Source organism: Fredinandcohnia onubensis (genome assembly GCF_002734285.1).
GTDB lineage: Bacteria > Bacillota > Bacilli > Bacillales > Bacillaceae_L > Ferdinandcohnia > Ferdinandcohnia onubensis_A.
Genome location: NZ_NSEA01000014.1, coordinates 74,001 through 90,037, shown reverse-complemented (window position 1 = coordinate 90,037; position 16,037 = coordinate 74,001). Strand labels below are relative to the sequence as shown.

The following is a 16,037-nucleotide window of genomic DNA, read 5'->3' as shown; positions in this document are numbered from 1 at the left end:
ATTAAAACTTCCATAATCAATAAAGATGATCTCCATTGATTATGGAAGAGTAACTACAGGTTTATGATAATTTTATTTAGTGATGGAATCCCGCTTGGAAACTCCTTGCAATAAGCAAATGCCTCTAGAATGATTGATTTATGTTCCATTGGACTTCTAATAGTCAATTCAAAATTGGAAAAAGTGAGTTTACCTTTTGGCTGAATAATAGAGGTTTTTTGGGGTTTAATCCAATACTCCCCATTTTTTTTGATTCTTTCTTTCCAATCGTCATGTACAAAATGCCATTCTTCTTGTCGTGAATTATCATCGATTTCGTCATTTAGTTCTGATCTATTTGTTGCAATTTTTCCACTTAAATGTCCAGCAGTGTGTGGAGTTATACGAATACAAATAATCGGCTGCTGAAGGTCAGCTGTACCGTAATTTTCAATTAGGCAGTCACCAATGATTGAAATATCATGGTACCCGGTTTCCTCTTCGAATCTTTCTTCCTCAGGTGTATACAAAAAAGAATAGTTAAAATAGGATTGTAATCCTAGTAGTGGTTCTGGTTTTGCTTCTATCACTTGTTTTTCAATCTGAGTTGATTGTATGAGCTTTTCTTGAATCAATTTAACGCGTTTTTTTTCCTCTTCTAAGGCAACTTCACTGGCTAAAAGTTGCATTTGGAGAGAAGAAATTTCTTTCTCATATGACTCAAGGTTTGTGTTTTGAGCTTCAAATAATTTCTCTTGGAGGTACTGATTTCGTATTTTTTCTTTTTCCAGTTCCTGCTCGTTTTTTTTTAATTTATTTTGCAATGTAATGACTTCCGAACGGTAATGAATAATTTTTTGTTGTAGTTGCAGCTTTGAATCTTTATTTTGGAAGTCATCATCAAATTTACCTCTACTCAAGAGCTTTTCCTCCTTTACAGTATGTGTTCAAAAAGTCGACAAATCAGAAGTGAGATGTTCATGAACCCCCTATAAGGAAAAAAATAAATGTTTTAAACACATGAAAACCTTATAGGCGGAGTGACGTTTGATTTGAAGTTTCATAATAAGTTTATGAAGATGACTTTTTGAACATCTCCTTACATGCCTTTATATTATATGTATGTGATGTAGAAGGGCGAGTAGTCATATATTTTTAAAAAGGATTTCTAATTTGATGAAATAAGATAAAAAAAGAAAAGGCTGTTGCATTGTTCAACAGCCCCTACATTTTAAAGTTTCTAATATGCTGGAAAAATTTCAGGACATTGTGGCGGAAAAATATCCGTTGGGCAAAGTTGTGCTGGTTCTAGGATCTCATCACGTGGGTGGCAGAATTTTGCTTCGATTTCAAGTTTTACATCTGCTTCAACTTGTACTTCAAGGCATAGTGTAAGAGATACATCTAATTGTTGGAAATCTTGGGCACAAATTAGGTTAGCATCACATTCAAAGAATGATACATGACATTCTAAATCTGTTCCATCAGGAGCACATAATAAGAAATTTTGTACAGTCGCAAATGGAATCCCTTTAGAGGAGCAGATAACTTCGCCATAGTCGTTAAGGATTTGAACAGCTACAAACCCTTTTACTAACGCTTTTACTCTTTGAAGTGTTACTGTATCTCCATTTGGTAAAGTAACAGTTACTGGAGTACGCCCATTTGAAGGTACGATTTCTTTACAAGTAAAATCATAGCTATCCATGCGAGGATCAATTCTACGTCCATCTTCATCACTTAGGAAACAATTTACTGTAAAATCATCACCTGCATTTTCAAGAATTTGGCAAAGTTTTTGGATATCATTTGTACCACCGCCGGATTTACCACCGCCTCCGCCGCCGTGGCTGCCGCCTCCGCCGCCGCCGTGGTTGCCTCCACCACCGTGGCCGCCTCCGCTGTTGCACTTAAACTTTGCATCAAGCTTATCGTCGGCCATATTGATGATTGGAACCTCTACTTGACGAGTAATCCAGTCATAAACTTTACGTGTTTTAATACAAACTTTTTCTTTTTCTTTATGGTTAAATCTACTCACCTTTTTTCCTCCTATATAAAAATATTTACCCTTGAGCTGGTTCTAAATAATATTCCCTTTGGGTATCGGGGCTACTGTATAGTATGAATCTAATAGTCAAATGTTCTGTGACAAAAGCGGAATTTTCTCTGAAAATCTTAACTTAGTGGTATAAATACCTAGCATTTTGAATTACATATATTATAGATATTTATCATATGAGGAAAGGAGTGAGGTACTTTGAAGAAAAGTATATCTGATGAAAACATCATGTTAAAACAAAAACTCATTCATTACCAATCTGAGGTATCTAAATATAAGGAACGATTAAAGAAATACGAAAAAAATGCTCAGGTAAACCAAAACACTCATAGTAATGACAACAATCAAATACTGGAGGATCAGGTAACAGAATTAAAACAAAGAATAAATACATTAATGCAACAAGTTGAAGAGTTAAAAACAGAAAATAGGATTCTCAGAAGTAATGGTGGAGCAAAAAATCAGGAGATAAATTTTGACCAAGGTGGAAAAAAGCAATCGCTGAATTCTTGGTTTGTAAATAATTTAGAAAATCAAAATGCAATTAAACGCCATAACAGACCGCTCAATTCTGAATGGGACCACGATAAAAAGAAATAGAGAACCTTCAACAATTATTAAAGAAGCCAACAATATATTTTTTAAAATTAGCCAGAGGTAGTGTCAATTTATTTTATAACTTCATAACTTGTTAGTAACATGTACTAAGGGAGGAATCAAGTTATGAACAAAAGAACGCAAAATCGCTCTGGAGTAAAAATTATTACATCATCTAAAATTCAACCTAAACAGAAAAAAAGTACTGGTGGATGTGGATGCGGGAAAAATAGACAATCAAAATAATGGTAAAGCAGATTCCATAGAAGGGATCTGCTACTTTTTTTTGCAAGGTTGTCTAATTTTCTTTTTCAGTTATTATTTCGGTAGAAAGAAAATTTTCACCAGACGGATCTTCAAGTAGAGCATAGACCATTACTTTTTCAATGTCTTCTTCGTTTCCGCTTAATACAATATTGATATGATCATCTAAACGAAATCCTGGTATAAACAAAACAACCCTAGAGGTAAGTTGGGTTTCTAGAGTAACATGTTCACTTTCAATTTGAATCAGTGGATTCGTACCAATGAAAGTAGTATTGGGACTTTTCTCAGCTACCACAGTCACCCCGCAAGATTCCTCATTAAAATTATTTTCTAAAGCAAGATTCTTTGCATTATCGTTAAGTCGTTCTGTAAAGTCGGGAAAATGAGCATTTTCATAAAATCCCCGTGTCATTATCTCACCTCCTCTTGGCTCGTATTATATTAAATGCAAGTATTCTGAAATAGCGTGGACAGAAGTAACAGCCATTTTAACCATTTTTCATAGAGTATTTCCTCAATCATTTGATAGAAATGTAGAAACAAAATATAAGGCATGACTAGTAGAAGTCATGCCTTGTTAAAATAGCAGTTGGTATTAATTTCTATCTACCCTATTTTTTCATTAAATTAATAGTAATAAACAGATTTAGATACGAAGGAGTACTACTGTTTCTAATGTGTTTCATCTAGGCTTCTTATTCTTGTTGTAAGTCAGAGTTATCATCTAGCATAGTGTCGTTGAATCGTATGTTTTTACATTGAATAATTTGTGGATAGGACACGCCCCTGGAAAAATTATAAACCATTGCATTTTTTGAAGATAAGCCTTGTAGTAGAAATTTAACTTGTGAAGTAAGATTATGATCGCCACACGTATAAAAATCTAATGAGGCGTAACCTTCTTCAGGCCAAGTGTGAATTGAAATATGTGATGTTGACAAAACTAACATGCCTGTTACTCCTTGTGGCTCAAATTGATGGAAGTAAGTATATAAGACCTCCATATCTGTGTTTAAAGCGGCTTCATTACACAATTTTTCTAAATAAGTGATATCGTTTAAATATACAACATCGCATTCGAAAGCATCAATAATAATATGCTGCCCTTCCATGATCAAAATACATCATTCCCCTCATTTTTCCTTTTCAATCATGTTATGAGTATACAAAGAAATAGATTGTACGGTTGTCCTTATTTACTTGAAAATGGTCTGCTATACCTTTGGTTCATAGAGGTAGGAATTTATGTAAAGTAGATGGGAGTCCAAGCATGAAACTTCGGTTAATCGTAGCATATTGTAGTGGTTTTAATTGAAAGGAGATGAGGTGTTTTGTATAAAAAACAAAGACACTTATTTACGACAGAATCTGTTACTGAAGGACATCCAGATAAAATGTGTGATCAAATTTCTGATGCTGTTTTAGATGCCATTTATCAAAAAGATCCAAACGCTCGTGTAGCTTGTGAGACCATGGTTAGTTCAGATTTAGTTGTAATATCTGGTGAGATTACAACGGGCTGCTCGATTGATTTTTTAAAAGTTGTAAGAGATGTAATTCGGAGCATTGGTTATACCAATCCTGAGTATGGTTTTGATGCGGATTCTTGTAAAATTTTAGTAGCGTTAAATAAGCAATCTCCTGATATAGCAATGGGGGTTGACCAAGCATTAGAAATACGCGAAGGTGCTATGAATGAAGGTGACATTGAAGCAATTGGTGCCGGAGATCAAGGAATCATGTTTGGGTTTGCTTGTAATGAAACGCCAGAGTTAATGCCTTTAGCAACCTCTTTATCTAATAAACTTGTAAGACGTTTATCAGAAATAAGGAAGGATGGGACGATTGGGTATTTACGTCCAGATGGGAAAGCACAAGTAACAGTGGAGTACGAAGATTCAAAGCCTATTCGTATTGATACAATCGTTATCTCAACGCAACATGATCCTGGAGTATCGATTGAACAGATTAAAAAGGATCTGCACCATCATGTAATCTCACATGTGGTTCCGAAATTTAATAGACAATGAGACAAAGTATTTCATAAATCCAACAGGTCGTTTTGTTATAGGGGGACCTGCGGGGGATGCAGGAGTAACTGGTCGTAAAATTATCGTTGACACGTATGGTGGTTTTGCTAGGCATGGGGGTGGAGCATTTTCAGGTAAAGACCCAACCAAAGTAGATCGTTCTGCAGCATATGCAGCACGTTATGTTGCTAAAAATATTGTTGCAGCGGGTATTGCAGAAAGATGTGAGGTACAGCTGGCATATTCTATAGGTGTGGCTTCACCAGTTTCTATAGCTGTAGAAACCTATGGAACTGGCAAAATAGAAGATAGCCAAATAGTTGAATTAATACGCCGACACTTTGATCTTCGCCCTGCAGGTATTATAAACATGTTACACCTAAGAAGGCCAATATATTTACAAACTGCTTGTTATGGACACTTTGGTAGAACAGATCTTTCCTTACCTTGGGAAAAAACGGATAAGATAGAGGTTTTAAAAGAAGGGGCTAGAGGCACAGGAAATTAGAAACGTGTATACACCATAAAAAAGTATAAAAATCGATTTTATTATTTGGGTTTAACAATTAATTGGTCCATATTATTACTACAAGAGCGGATATTACGAACATCCACAATATCCAATGAATAGCATTTAAAAAAGACATTAATAACAAGGAGTTGTGGTTATGAGTAATTATAAGGATGTTGATTATGATTCTATTAGAGACTACATTAGTTTGGAAGAAGAACCTGATGGTGATTATGTAGTTTTACGAACTTATAAGACGCCGACCCAAAGAATAGCACTTGTAGAAGAAGATGGTGAACTGTTGATTTATAGTAATGGGCATATGATGTTTGGTACAACACCTGATGAGCGTAGATTTGCGGAAGCAATGGTACATGCTCCGATGCTTGCTGCTCGAAACCGGAAAAAGGTTTTGATCATTGGAGGTGGAGGTGGGATAACGACCCGAGAAGTTCTACTTTATTCTGATGTAGAGAAAGTGGTTACATTAGATATTGATAAAGAGATGGTATACTTCGGTAAAAAACTAAAGGGTATGGTTCAATTTAATAACGGTTCGTTGAACCACCCAAAAGTACAAACAATAATTAAAGATGGAAGAAAATTTTTAGAAAATAATACAACCAAATGGGACGTAATAATTGTAGATCTCCCAGAGCCCACGGATAAAAATCCATCTCTTTCTCGTCTTTTTAGTGTGGAGTTTTACAGTCTCATAAAAAGTCGTTTAAAAACAGGAGGAGCCATTAGTGTAGGGTGTTCGACTGCGGATACAACCCCTGAGTATTTATGGAGTGTCTATAAAACTCTCTTTAAAGCTGGCTTTAATGTTTTTCCATACCATTACTTTGAACCAGAAGATGGAGAGGATTGGTTATTTTGTCTTGCTACGACAAACAATGTTCGAGTCGAAAATTTATCTATGATAACTAAAGCTGATTATTTAACAACTAATCGATTAAGGGATATGTTCCGACTGCCATATTATCTTAAAATAAATAAAAACACCGGAAAGGTACAAACAGATCAAAATACTGTTTTAATTGATATAACGAATAGAGTGTTTTAATACAATTAGCACAAAAAAAGCTACCCGGGGGTAGCTTTTTTGTAATTTAATTTTTTAATATACTTTAACTATTTCCTCTTGGAAAATTTTATCTAATTGAGGATTACTTTCATGATTAACAATTGCCTCTGCTCTATAAGATAACAACTGACTGCTAAAATGAAACAACTTACCTAAGTTTGTAGGTAATGTTCGATATGGAACATTAATTTCTCTTAGTTGAGTGGATACAGGAGTTTTAGATCCTAATTGAAATCCCCAATCTCCAAATGAAGGAATGATTGTATGGTAGCTCTGAGTATAAAATCCTGCTTTTTCCATTGTTAATCCAATGCTCCAATATACGATAGGAGTATCCTCGGGAGAATTTGCCTGACATACAAGCAAACCGTTACTTGTTAAACAGTCACCTAATGCTTGAAACATTTCTATTGAATATAAGCTTGCTAAAACAGGATCTGTAGGATCTGGGAAATCAACAATTATTAAATCATACTTCCTTTTGTTGGTTTGTAAAAAGACCCGAGCGTCCTCAGCGTAGGCAGTCACACGCTTATCATAGAATGCTCGTTCATTAAGCGATACAATCTCAGGTATATCTCTTGCTATACGTAAAATTTCTGAATCAATGTCAACAAGGTCTACATGTTTTACATCAGGGTATTTCAAAACTTCCCTTAATGCGAGACCGTCACCGCCTCCTAAAATTAAGACACGTTCATGCGACATAGAGAGAGACATAGGTACATGAACGAATGCTTCATGATAAATCCGTTCATCCAATGAACTAAATTGTAATTGTCCATCTAAAAACATCCTAATTTCTTTTGCTTCCAAAACCTGAATGTTTTGAAAGCTGCTTTGACCTGCATATAGTTTTTTGTGAGGACTTTTTAACATTTCGGTAAGATTTATTCGGTCCCACTCGTCGCCCCTAAAGTGGTTTTTATTAGTCGTAATTTTTGATGTATGATCATTTCCTTGCTTTCCCTTTTTATTAGAGTGAGGAATTCTTGTTACTTCTTCCGATAGCCATATTTTAGGATTATACATTTCTATTCCCACCAATCAATGAAATATTATAGACAAACGTCATATCATGATATTATTCTATAAAATTACTCTAGGAATAGCCTGTATTGATGCCTATATAAACGATAATTGATAAAAAAGCCTAAAATTTTCTGGGGTTCATTGAGTAAATTGCAACATTTTTATTATGTAGACATATTTAAGTCAGTACTCAACGGATGTGAAAAATGGTTGTTCAATCAAAGAATAAATGATGGGTTGTTTTGTATCCTGAAGTTGAGAAACCAAGAAATATTCTTCTTGGTTTCTCTTTTTAAGCAAATGTTTAGTTTACACCTCGTACTAAAGTGTATAGTACAATTCGTTCTGCATCGCTTACGTCGTCATTAGTTACAACAACAGCACCAGGTTGAAGTTGATATCCTTGTGCAAATAAACAAGCAAGGGCATCAAGAATCGAATCACCAGGTCCAAGTAATGGGCAACCTGTGTCATAATATTCTGGGCTTTTGTGAACTTCAACAACTTGTTGGGTATCAAAATTCCAGTAGATAAATAATACACCAAGTTGCTGCCCTGCATTTCCATTCCCATTCCCATTCCCATGATTATGGTCATGATTATGATCATGATTATGATGTTTAGGCATATCAATTTCCCTCCTTTCATCTCAATACTGAATTATATAAGCTAACTCTTAAAAAGGGGACGGCAAAACTACTATAAAAAAAGCACATTTTATAAATTAATGGTGTATTTAGGATATTTTGTAGGGAAAATTTAATTAGTTTCTAGTTATTTTATCTAGTAATACTAAAATGAGGAAATTTTAATGCCATTTCTTACCGAGTCTAAAGTGCAAATCTAGCATTATTTCAAAAACATAAAAAAGACTAGTTTTAAATTGGACATTGATTTCTAGCACCTTTTTAATACCTAGTTTCATATATTTAACAATATGTGAAATCCATATTTACTAATCTCTTGGATCTTGTTAGTGAATGGAGGAAAAGGAGTGGGACAAAACCAGAGTGTGCAAAGGTGGCTATACTTGCCTGTAGAAACAAAGGTAAGAGAATTAGATGCAAAATTACTATTAGCCTATTACGCAGTTAAGGAGAACTTTAGAGTCATTATAGGAGAACACACGAGAGTGGAGAGAGCATCGTTTGTGTTTCCGAATGGGATATTTTTTTCAAAAGGATATCCTAATCGCTATCGAAAAAGAGTATTAGGAAATGCGAAAAAGTATGGTCATATTTTAGTTGAACTTGATGAAGAGGGTTTGATTATTAATGATACTAGTAATTATTTAAAAGATAGAATGAGACATGATTTGCTTACTTATGTGGACCAAGAATACTGTTGGGGGAAATTTCAGGAAGAGATTATTACTAATTCCTATCCTCAATTTCGCGAAAAGTGCCATATAGTAGGCAATCCGAGGTTTGATTTATTAAAAGAAAAATTTCATTCACTATATAAAGACAGTGCTGATAAAATCCAAGAAAATTATGGTGATTTCATACTCATAAATACCAGGTTTCCTATTTACAATCATTATACGGGTTTGAGAAATACCAAATTGAATCCTGGTATTCAATACATGAAGAACTTGTTTGAGAGTTTCTTAACAATGATAACAGAATTAGCAGAAGAATTTCCAGCTATGAATATTGTGATAAGACCACATCCAGGGGAGAGTTTCTCAACGTATAAACAACAGCTTTCAAATTATAAAAATATTCATGTTATACATGAGGGTAATGTGATTAATTGGTTATTAGCTTCTAGGGTTGTCATTCATAACGGATGCACTACAGGTATTGAAGCATTTCTACTTCGAAAGCCAGTTATTGCTTACTTACCATTTACATGTGATAGCTATGATGTAGAATTACCGAACAAATTAAGTGTAGTGGCATATAACACTAGTGAAATTATAGACTTTGTACAATTATATTCCTCAAGCAGTGGTACGTATACTCCTCATAATCCTACTGCCAACACTTATTTATCTTATTTTTATGGAGTTATGGATGATCGATATTCTTATGAAAAGATTATTCGACTTTTAAATCAAATTACCATTAGAAATAAACCTTTTAACGGAAGAGGGAGTTATCAATCTGCTTCCGATTCTCGTAAACAGTCCTATAAATTTACTACCTTAACGATTGAACAAATTAGGAGCTTTTTTAAAAAAATCGATGTAATTGATAATGCAAATAATAATGTGATTATTAATAAAATTGACGAAAACTTATTCGATATTAGTCTTTCAATAGAAGATTAAGAACTATCGAATCAAATAAAAGGAATATCGGGAAACACGAAAGAAGGGGGATTGAGATGTTCTTTAAAGGAAAAAAAATTTTAGTAATAGGAGGAACTGGTACAATTGGCAAAAGCATCGTTAAGTCTATTCTCAAGGAGGCGCCAAGTGTTATAAGGATATTTAGTCGTGATGAATTTAAACAATTCCATTTTCAAAACGAATTAGGTATGAGGGATAATGTTCGATTTTTAATTGGAGATGTACGTGATTATGAACGCGTATATACTGCTATGGAAGATGTTGATTATGTTTTACATCTAGCTGCGATGAAGCACGTATCGTCTTGTGAATATAACCCGTTTGAAGCGGTCTTAACAAATGTACAGGGTACCTATAATGTCATTAAAGCCGCTAATTCACAGGGTGTTAAAAAGGTAATATTTACAAGCTCAGATAAAGCAATTTCACCTACGAATACCTATGGTGCAACTAAGCTTACAGCGGAAAGATTAATTTCATCGGCTGAATATAGTAAAGGAAAAAGAAACACAATTTTTGCAAGTGTCCGCTTTGGAAATGTTATGGGGTCTAGGGGATCAGTTATTCCATTGTTTAAGGAGCAAATTTTAGAAAACAAAAAAATAACTGTTACGGACCATAAAATGACACGTTTTATGATGACTTTAAGTGAGGCGACCGAACTCACATTAAAAGCCCTTCAAGAAGCAAAAGGAGGAGAAGTTTTTGTATTAAAAATGCCTGTTATTCAAATAGGTAATTTGGCAGAAATTGTAGTCGAGGAAACATGTAATAAATATAGCTTAGAAGTTAATGAAATAACAATAGAAGAAATTGGTCTTAGACCTGGGGAAAAAATGTACGAGGAATTGATGACATATGATGAATCAAAAACGGCACTGGAACTCCCAAATATGTATGTGATTCCAGGACTCTATCAGAAAGAATTAAATTATAAAGATGTAAAGATGGCAAAGCAAAGTACCTACAGTTCAATGAATCAAAATCCTCTCTCGCTTGAGGAATTACGGCAATTACTAATAAATGAACAACTAATCTAAAGATGAAAAGCATGTTTTTACACATTTCATTATGGAAAGGATGAAACGATTTGAATGTTCTAGTTACAGGTGGAGCAGGTTTTATTGGCAGATGGGTTGTAAAAAAACTTTTGAATGATGGCCATAATGTCTGGGTTATAGATGACCTTTCTAACGGAAGAGAAAAAAATCTTGAAGAACTTATGAAAGATAAAAACTTTAGGGATTTTATTAAAGGGAACATAAATGATGTAGGTTTACTTGAAGAATTATTTAAGAATGAATTTGATATTTGTTATCACTTAGGGGCAAGTATTAATGTCCAAGATAGTATTGATGATCCGAAAACTACCTTTGAAAATGATACAATCGGTACATTCAATATACTAGAAAAATGCAAAGAAAATAATGTAAAGCTAGTATTTATGAGTACCTGTATGGTCTATGATCGAGCTACGAATCTTGATGGTATTAAGGAGACAGACCCTATTAAACCAGCATCTCCTTATGCAGGCTCCAAGATTGCTGCAGAGAATATGGTGTTGTCATATTATTATGCATACGGTCTCCCCGCCGTAGTAATCCGGCCTTTTAACACATATGGGCCTTTCCAAAAAACTGGCGGTGAAGGAGGAGTTGTAGCTATCTTCATTAAAAATAAACTTCAAGGAATTCCCCTATTTATCTATGGAGATGGAACACAAACTCGGGACCTACTCTATGTTGAAGATTGTGCCAGATTCGTAGTATTAGCAGGTTATTCAAATAATGTGAATGGAGAAATTGTAAATGCAGGTTTAGGCCGAGATATCAGTATTAATGATTTAGCTAAACTAATTGCGAGAGACTCTTCGCAAATCAAACATGTCGAACATATTCATCCTCAAAGTGAGATTCCCAAATTATTGTGTAACTATGAAAAAGCGAAAAAACTATTGGGATGGGGACCTGAAATTAGTTTAGAAGAAGGGATTAAGCGCACAGAGGCATGGATAAAAAATACTAAACTAGTATAGAAGGAGGCCAATAAATGGTAGGTAAACTGGCGATACACGGCGGAAAGCCTGTCCGAGATTCATATTTACCCTATAGTAGACAATTCATAAACAATGAAGATATAGAAGCTGTTACAAGTGTGTTAAAAAGTGATTTCTTAACAACAGGTCCAATGATTTCTAAGTTTGAAAAAGAGATTGCTGATTATGTAGGAGCGAAATATGCAGTAGCATTTTCTAATGGAACAGCTGCATTACATGCTGCCTGTTTTGTAGCGGGTATTAAAGAAGGCGATGAAGTAATAACTACACCAATGACTTTTGCTGCCAGTGCAAACTGCGTCCGCTACTTAGGAGGAAAACCCGTCTTTGCAGATATTAACCCCAAAACATACAATATATCCCCTAAAGAAATTAAACCAATTATCACAAAAAATACAAAAGCCATTATACCAGTTGACTTTACAGGGCAGCCAGCTGAACTTGATCACATAATGTCACTTGCAAAAGAGCATGGCCTTATTGTAATAGAAGATGCCGCACATGCACTAGGAGCCACATATCAAGGGAATAAAATTGGTTCTATCAGTGATATGACAATGTTCAGCTTTCATCCAGTTAAACATATCACAACAGGGGAAGGAGGAATCATTACAACTGATAATAAAGACTATTATGAAAAACTAATTCAATTTAGGAGTCATGGTATTACAAGGGATACCGCTAAATTAAATGATTTTCATGGATCTTGGTATTATGAAATGCAGTTTCTTGGTTTTAACTATAGGATGACAGACATTCAGGCATCGTTAGGGCTAACCCAGTTGAAAAAGTTAGAACAATTTATCCAAAAACGAAAGCAATATGTCCAAATGTATAACAACGCATTTGAGAATAGAAAAGAGGTACAGATACCGATTATACCAATTGGGATTGACAGTAGTTGGCATCTCTACATCATTCGACTAGATTTGGAAAGCTTGGGTACTAGTCGACGGGAAATCTATGATGCCTTACAAAAGGAAAATATAGGTGTAAATGTTCATTATCTACCTGTTTATTTACATCCGTATTATCAAAAACTGGGATATAAAAAAGGCCTTTGCCCAAATGCTGAGAAGATTTATGAAGAGATTATTAGTCTTCCATTATTTCCTGCAATGTCTAAAACAGATGTAAAAGATGTTATTGAAGGAGTTACTAAGGTTCTTTCTTTTTATTCTAAATAAACCATCTTTATTTAGTAGTAAAGAAAGAATACTAATAATTGGAGTGGACGTAAATTGAATTCAATCTATTACCGTAACTATTGGGGATTATTTGCAGATTTTGTTGAGGCCTTTGAAAAGTTGACTTATAGAAATATCCCTTTGACACTGGTCGGGAATTTTCAAAGTTATCTTACTAACAGAGCAGTTAGAGAGATTATGAAAAGTGAAACACTTATACCGTATATAAAAAATCAATTCCAACGTTCGGATGAAATTCAACCTTTTTTCGATCGCTATCTAAAGGTCTCAGCATATAAGAACATAGGAAACAAAAAGGGGAAGTCCTTGATATTACAAGGAAAAGGTGATCATTTACGTTTTCCGATTGAAACATTCATAGAATATTTTCACCCAACCAAGTGTATATTCCTTCATCCACAAAAAGAAATAACGAATAATTATATTCATCCGAATATAGGTCCTACCCATTATTTAGATGACTACAAAAGTAGTGAGTCTACTTCTACTAAAATTATTGAAGAAGCAAATGATATTTTTAAAAAGTACTATAAACATCCTGTCTTTAGTCATGAAAATTTTAGGAGCAAGTTTCTAAGTGCAATACCTAAAATAATAGAACTTATCATTGCTTTTGAAGAGTATTTGAAAAAAGTTCCTATTTCTAGTTTAATTGTCGGAAACACTAATGGGATGTTTACCAGAACGTTAACGCAGGTTGCAGCTTTGAAAGGTATTCCAAGTATTTGTACCCAACACGGAATCATCGCGAATGAAATAGGTTTCTTACCTATTTTTGCTACAAAGCATGCTGTTTTTGGTAACTACGAAAAGGATTGGTATAAAACTAGAGGGGTAAACGAGGATAGGATTGAGATTACAGGTCATCCACGTTTTGATAGAATCTTTACCCATCATACTATTTCTAAAACCAGTTTTCTGAGCAAATTTAATATTAAACCAAATAAGAAAATCGTTCTAATCGCCACTAATGCTATTCAGAATAAGAAAGCACTCCAATCACTGGTAGAAAAACTCTCGCTTAATCCAATTTTAGAAATCATCATAAAACCCCATCCAAAGGAAGTTTTAAGGAATAAATTAAAACCGTATCGTCAAATAACCTCAATTTCAGAATCTGTTCATTTAAGTACAAAGATGGAATTATATGATTTGCTCGAGAATGTAGATATAGTTGTTCAACAGTTATCAACTGTTGCTATTGAAGCGATGTTATTTAACAAACCAGTCTTTTTTATGAAGGAAAGCACGAATTACAATATGGATAATCAGTATTACTTCGAAAGTATAGGCAAATTTGCATATAAAAATCCTGAAGATCTAGCAAAAAAGATAAACGAATATTTTCATTCAGAATTATTCAGTAGAAAATATACTCAAAAAATTCAAGAGTTTATAAAATACTCATATCCCGAAGTATTTGCTGGCAGGAATATCGCAAAGACTGTTTATAAACTCACTGGAACTTTTCCATATCAATCACCTAAGTCTAAATTTGAAGGGAGGCTAATAAAAGATTCGAGTAACAGAATCTATCTAATCCAAAATGGTATGAAACGATTGATTCATTCTAAGGCATTGAATTCAATTTCGAAAGCCCAAGATATTTTGTTGGTCAAAGAAAGCATAATTTTAAAGATACCACATGGATTGAAAATACAATCATTATAAGTCCAATCATTTTCTTATTAGAAGAATAGGATAATTAAAAATTAACTTAAACTTTATAGGAATCTATGAATATTTGAATATTATTACTATCAAGGAGGGGAATAAAATGTCGTATTTAATTCTTTCAACTTATCCTGGAACAGGTTCAAAGAATTCAGGTGATGATTTAATAAGTAAAAGTCTTGCAGACCTATTAACAAAAATAAAAGGAAACGATATTGAAATTGATATTATTAGTATTCCTGATCAAGGAGTTGAAGCTATAAAAGATTTTTCAAAATATAAAGCCGTGCTTGCACCAGGATTAAGGCCAACATTAAACGGGAGTAAAGTTGCTCCTAAAAATAGAACACTTTTTCTAGAGAATGCGAAAAAAATGGGCATTCCCATATATGCAATAGGAGCTGGCTGGAGTACTTATCCGGGTACTATCAAACAGTCAAACCAACTTAAAATTGATGAAGTTGAGAAGAGAGATCTACTACAATACTTTGGAGCAACTAATGAAACGAATAAAGCAGGTATGATTTCATGTAGAGATATAACCACTGAAAATCTACTACGAAATAATGGGATCGAGTGTTATGGAACAACAGGGGACTGTGCATTATTTGATTATGATTTAATAGGGACAAAACCAGTACTTCCAGAAAAGATTAAAAAAATAGCAATATCTATGCCCCATATTAAAAGTCATTGGCATATGGCGTATTCGTTAGCACTTAAATTAAAGAGAGAGTTTTCTTGTGAGGTATATCTTACATTTCATGGTTATCGTGGGAGATTTGAAAAACTACTAGATCCAAGTTGGAATAGAGAATTGGTGAATATGGTTGATTTATCAGGAGGGGCTGAGAAGTTAGCTTTTTACGATGAAATCGATGTTCATATAGGATTTAGACTTCATGCGCATATTTGGTTTCTTAGAACTAGAAAACCAAGTTTATTAATAGCTGAAGATGGCAGGGGATTAGGTCATTTGGCCACAGTAAATGGTTTGGGATATTCAGCTGCTTCAAAAACGGTTATACAACAAGCAGATCAAATGATTACTGTAAATAATGAAATGGTTAAAGAAATGAGGAAAACAAATCCTTCTTATAGGGCAATTAAGATGTTTAAGAAAGAAATAAAAAACGGTTACCCAAAAACTAAAAATACCCTGACAGCCGTTGATAACCTTTGGACAACAAAATTTAAGCCATTGTTGGAGCTGCTTCCATAGTTATAGTTCATTA

14 protein-coding genes and 1 pseudogene are annotated in these 16,037 nt (G+C 34.0%); 9 read left to right on the top strand and 6 right to left on the bottom strand.

Going from position 1 to position 16,037, the window contains the following annotated elements; all coding sequences use genetic code 11:
• Positions 1-53: 53 nt before the first annotated feature.
• On the bottom strand, positions 54-899 hold the full coding sequence (locus tag CKJ95_RS14550; protein ID WP_099354165.1) for a hypothetical protein: 846 nt from the start codon (positions 897-899) through the stop codon (positions 54-56).
• A gap of 320 nt (positions 900-1,219) precedes the next feature.
• On the bottom strand, positions 1,220-2,020 hold the full coding sequence (locus tag CKJ95_RS23435) for a hypothetical protein (protein WP_180271525.1): 801 nt from the start codon (positions 2,018-2,020) through the stop codon (positions 1,220-1,222).
• Between the two features lie 219 nt (positions 2,021-2,239).
• On the opposite strand from CKJ95_RS23435, the gene CKJ95_RS14535 reads away from it, so the two are divergent.
• Positions 2,240-2,641: a hypothetical protein gene (locus CKJ95_RS14535; RefSeq protein ID WP_099354163.1), complete on the top strand. Its 402-nt coding sequence runs from the start codon at positions 2,240-2,242 to the stop codon at positions 2,639-2,641.
• Between the two features lie 295 nt (positions 2,642-2,936).
• Here the strand turns inward: CKJ95_RS14535 and CKJ95_RS14530 are convergent, their stop codons facing one another.
• Both CKJ95_RS14530 and speD read right to left on the bottom strand, forming a co-directional pair.
• Entirely contained in the window at positions 2,937-3,317 is a 381-nt protein-coding gene (locus CKJ95_RS14530) for a hypothetical protein (protein WP_099354162.1), read from the bottom strand.
• Positions 3,318-3,600: 283 nt separating this feature from the next.
• The gene (speD, locus tag CKJ95_RS14525; RefSeq protein ID WP_257215810.1) at positions 3,601-4,017 is read right to left on the bottom strand and encodes an adenosylmethionine decarboxylase; all 417 of its coding nucleotides are present in this window, start codon (positions 4,015-4,017) and stop codon (positions 3,601-3,603) included.
• Between the two features lie 282 nt (positions 4,018-4,299).
• On the opposite strand from speD, the pseudogene metK reads away from it, so the two are divergent.
• Together metK and CKJ95_RS14515 are read left to right on the top strand one after the other, a co-directional pair.
• Positions 4,300-5,443: pseudogene (gene metK / locus CKJ95_RS14520) on the top strand (methionine adenosyltransferase).
• 160 nt (positions 5,444-5,603) lie between these two features.
• Positions 5,604-6,515 carry a spermidine synthase gene (locus CKJ95_RS14515; protein WP_099354160.1) on the top strand — a complete coding sequence of 304 codons (912 nt, stop codon included), beginning with the start codon at positions 5,604-5,606 and terminating at the stop codon, positions 6,513-6,515.
• 54 nt (positions 6,516-6,569) lie between these two features.
• Here CKJ95_RS14515 and CKJ95_RS14510 read toward each other — a convergent pair whose 3' ends face one another.
• Together CKJ95_RS14510 and CKJ95_RS14505 are read right to left on the bottom strand one after the other, a co-directional pair.
• Positions 6,570-7,568, bottom strand: coding sequence for a spermidine synthase (locus CKJ95_RS14510; protein ID WP_099354159.1), 999 nt, complete (start codon positions 7,566-7,568; stop codon positions 6,570-6,572).
• 304 nt (positions 7,569-7,872) lie between these two features.
• Positions 7,873-8,196, bottom strand: coding sequence for a hypothetical protein (locus CKJ95_RS14505; RefSeq protein ID WP_099354158.1), 324 nt, complete (start codon positions 8,194-8,196; stop codon positions 7,873-7,875).
• A 402-nt stretch (positions 8,197-8,598) separates the two neighbouring features.
• On the opposite strand from CKJ95_RS14505, the gene CKJ95_RS14500 reads away from it, so the two are divergent.
• From CKJ95_RS14500 to CKJ95_RS14475, 6 genes are all read left to right on the top strand, one after another.
• Entirely contained in the window at positions 8,599-9,843 is a 1,245-nt protein-coding gene (locus tag CKJ95_RS14500; protein ID WP_180271524.1) for a surface carbohydrate biosynthesis protein, read from the top strand.
• Between the two features lie 56 nt (positions 9,844-9,899).
• Entirely contained in the window at positions 9,900-10,904 is a 1,005-nt protein-coding gene (locus CKJ95_RS14495; protein WP_099354156.1) for an SDR family NAD(P)-dependent oxidoreductase, read from the top strand.
• A gap of 50 nt (positions 10,905-10,954) precedes the next feature.
• Positions 10,955-11,899 carry a dTDP-glucose 4,6-dehydratase gene (locus tag CKJ95_RS14490; protein WP_099354155.1) on the top strand — a complete coding sequence of 315 codons (945 nt, stop codon included), beginning with the start codon at positions 10,955-10,957 and terminating at the stop codon, positions 11,897-11,899.
• Positions 11,900-11,913: 14 nt separating this feature from the next.
• Positions 11,914-13,107 carry a UDP-4-amino-4,6-dideoxy-N-acetyl-beta-L-altrosamine transaminase gene (gene pseC / locus CKJ95_RS14485; protein WP_099354154.1) on the top strand — a complete coding sequence of 398 codons (1,194 nt, stop codon included), beginning with the start codon at positions 11,914-11,916 and terminating at the stop codon, positions 13,105-13,107.
• A gap of 54 nt (positions 13,108-13,161) precedes the next feature.
• Positions 13,162-14,799, top strand: coding sequence for a CDP-glycerol glycerophosphotransferase family protein (locus CKJ95_RS14480; RefSeq protein WP_099354153.1), 1,638 nt, complete (start codon positions 13,162-13,164; stop codon positions 14,797-14,799).
• 106 nt (positions 14,800-14,905) lie between these two features.
• Positions 14,906-16,024, top strand: a complete 1,119-nt coding sequence (locus CKJ95_RS14475) for a polysaccharide pyruvyl transferase family protein (protein ID WP_099354152.1) — start codon at positions 14,906-14,908, stop codon at positions 16,022-16,024.
• The last annotated feature ends 13 nt before the right edge of the window (positions 16,025-16,037 follow it).

What these genes read in the sequence shown, in the direction of transcription:
- pseC (WP_099354154.1), top strand. Translation starts at nt 11,914, where the DNA reads ATGGTAGGTAAACTGGCGATACACGGCGGAAAGCCTGTCCGAGATTCA.
- CKJ95_RS14510 (WP_099354159.1), bottom strand. Translation starts at nt 7,568, where the DNA reads ATGTATAATCCTAAAATATGGCTATCGGAAGAAGTAACAAGAATTCCT.
- speD (WP_257215810.1), bottom strand. Translation starts at nt 4,017, where the DNA reads ATGGAAGGGCAGCATATTATTATTGATGCTTTCGAATGCGATGTTGTA.
- CKJ95_RS14530 (WP_099354162.1), bottom strand. Translation starts at nt 3,317, where the DNA reads ATGACACGGGGATTTTATGAAAATGCTCATTTTCCCGACTTTACAGAA.
- CKJ95_RS14495 (WP_099354156.1), top strand. Translation starts at nt 9,900, where the DNA reads ATGTTCTTTAAAGGAAAAAAAATTTTAGTAATAGGAGGAACTGGTACA.
- CKJ95_RS14515 (WP_099354160.1), top strand. Translation starts at nt 5,604, where the DNA reads ATGAGTAATTATAAGGATGTTGATTATGATTCTATTAGAGACTACATT.
- CKJ95_RS14475 (WP_099354152.1), top strand. Translation starts at nt 14,906, where the DNA reads ATGTCGTATTTAATTCTTTCAACTTATCCTGGAACAGGTTCAAAGAAT.
- CKJ95_RS14505 (WP_099354158.1), bottom strand. Translation starts at nt 8,196, where the DNA reads ATGCCTAAACATCATAATCATGATCATAATCATGACCATAATCATGGG.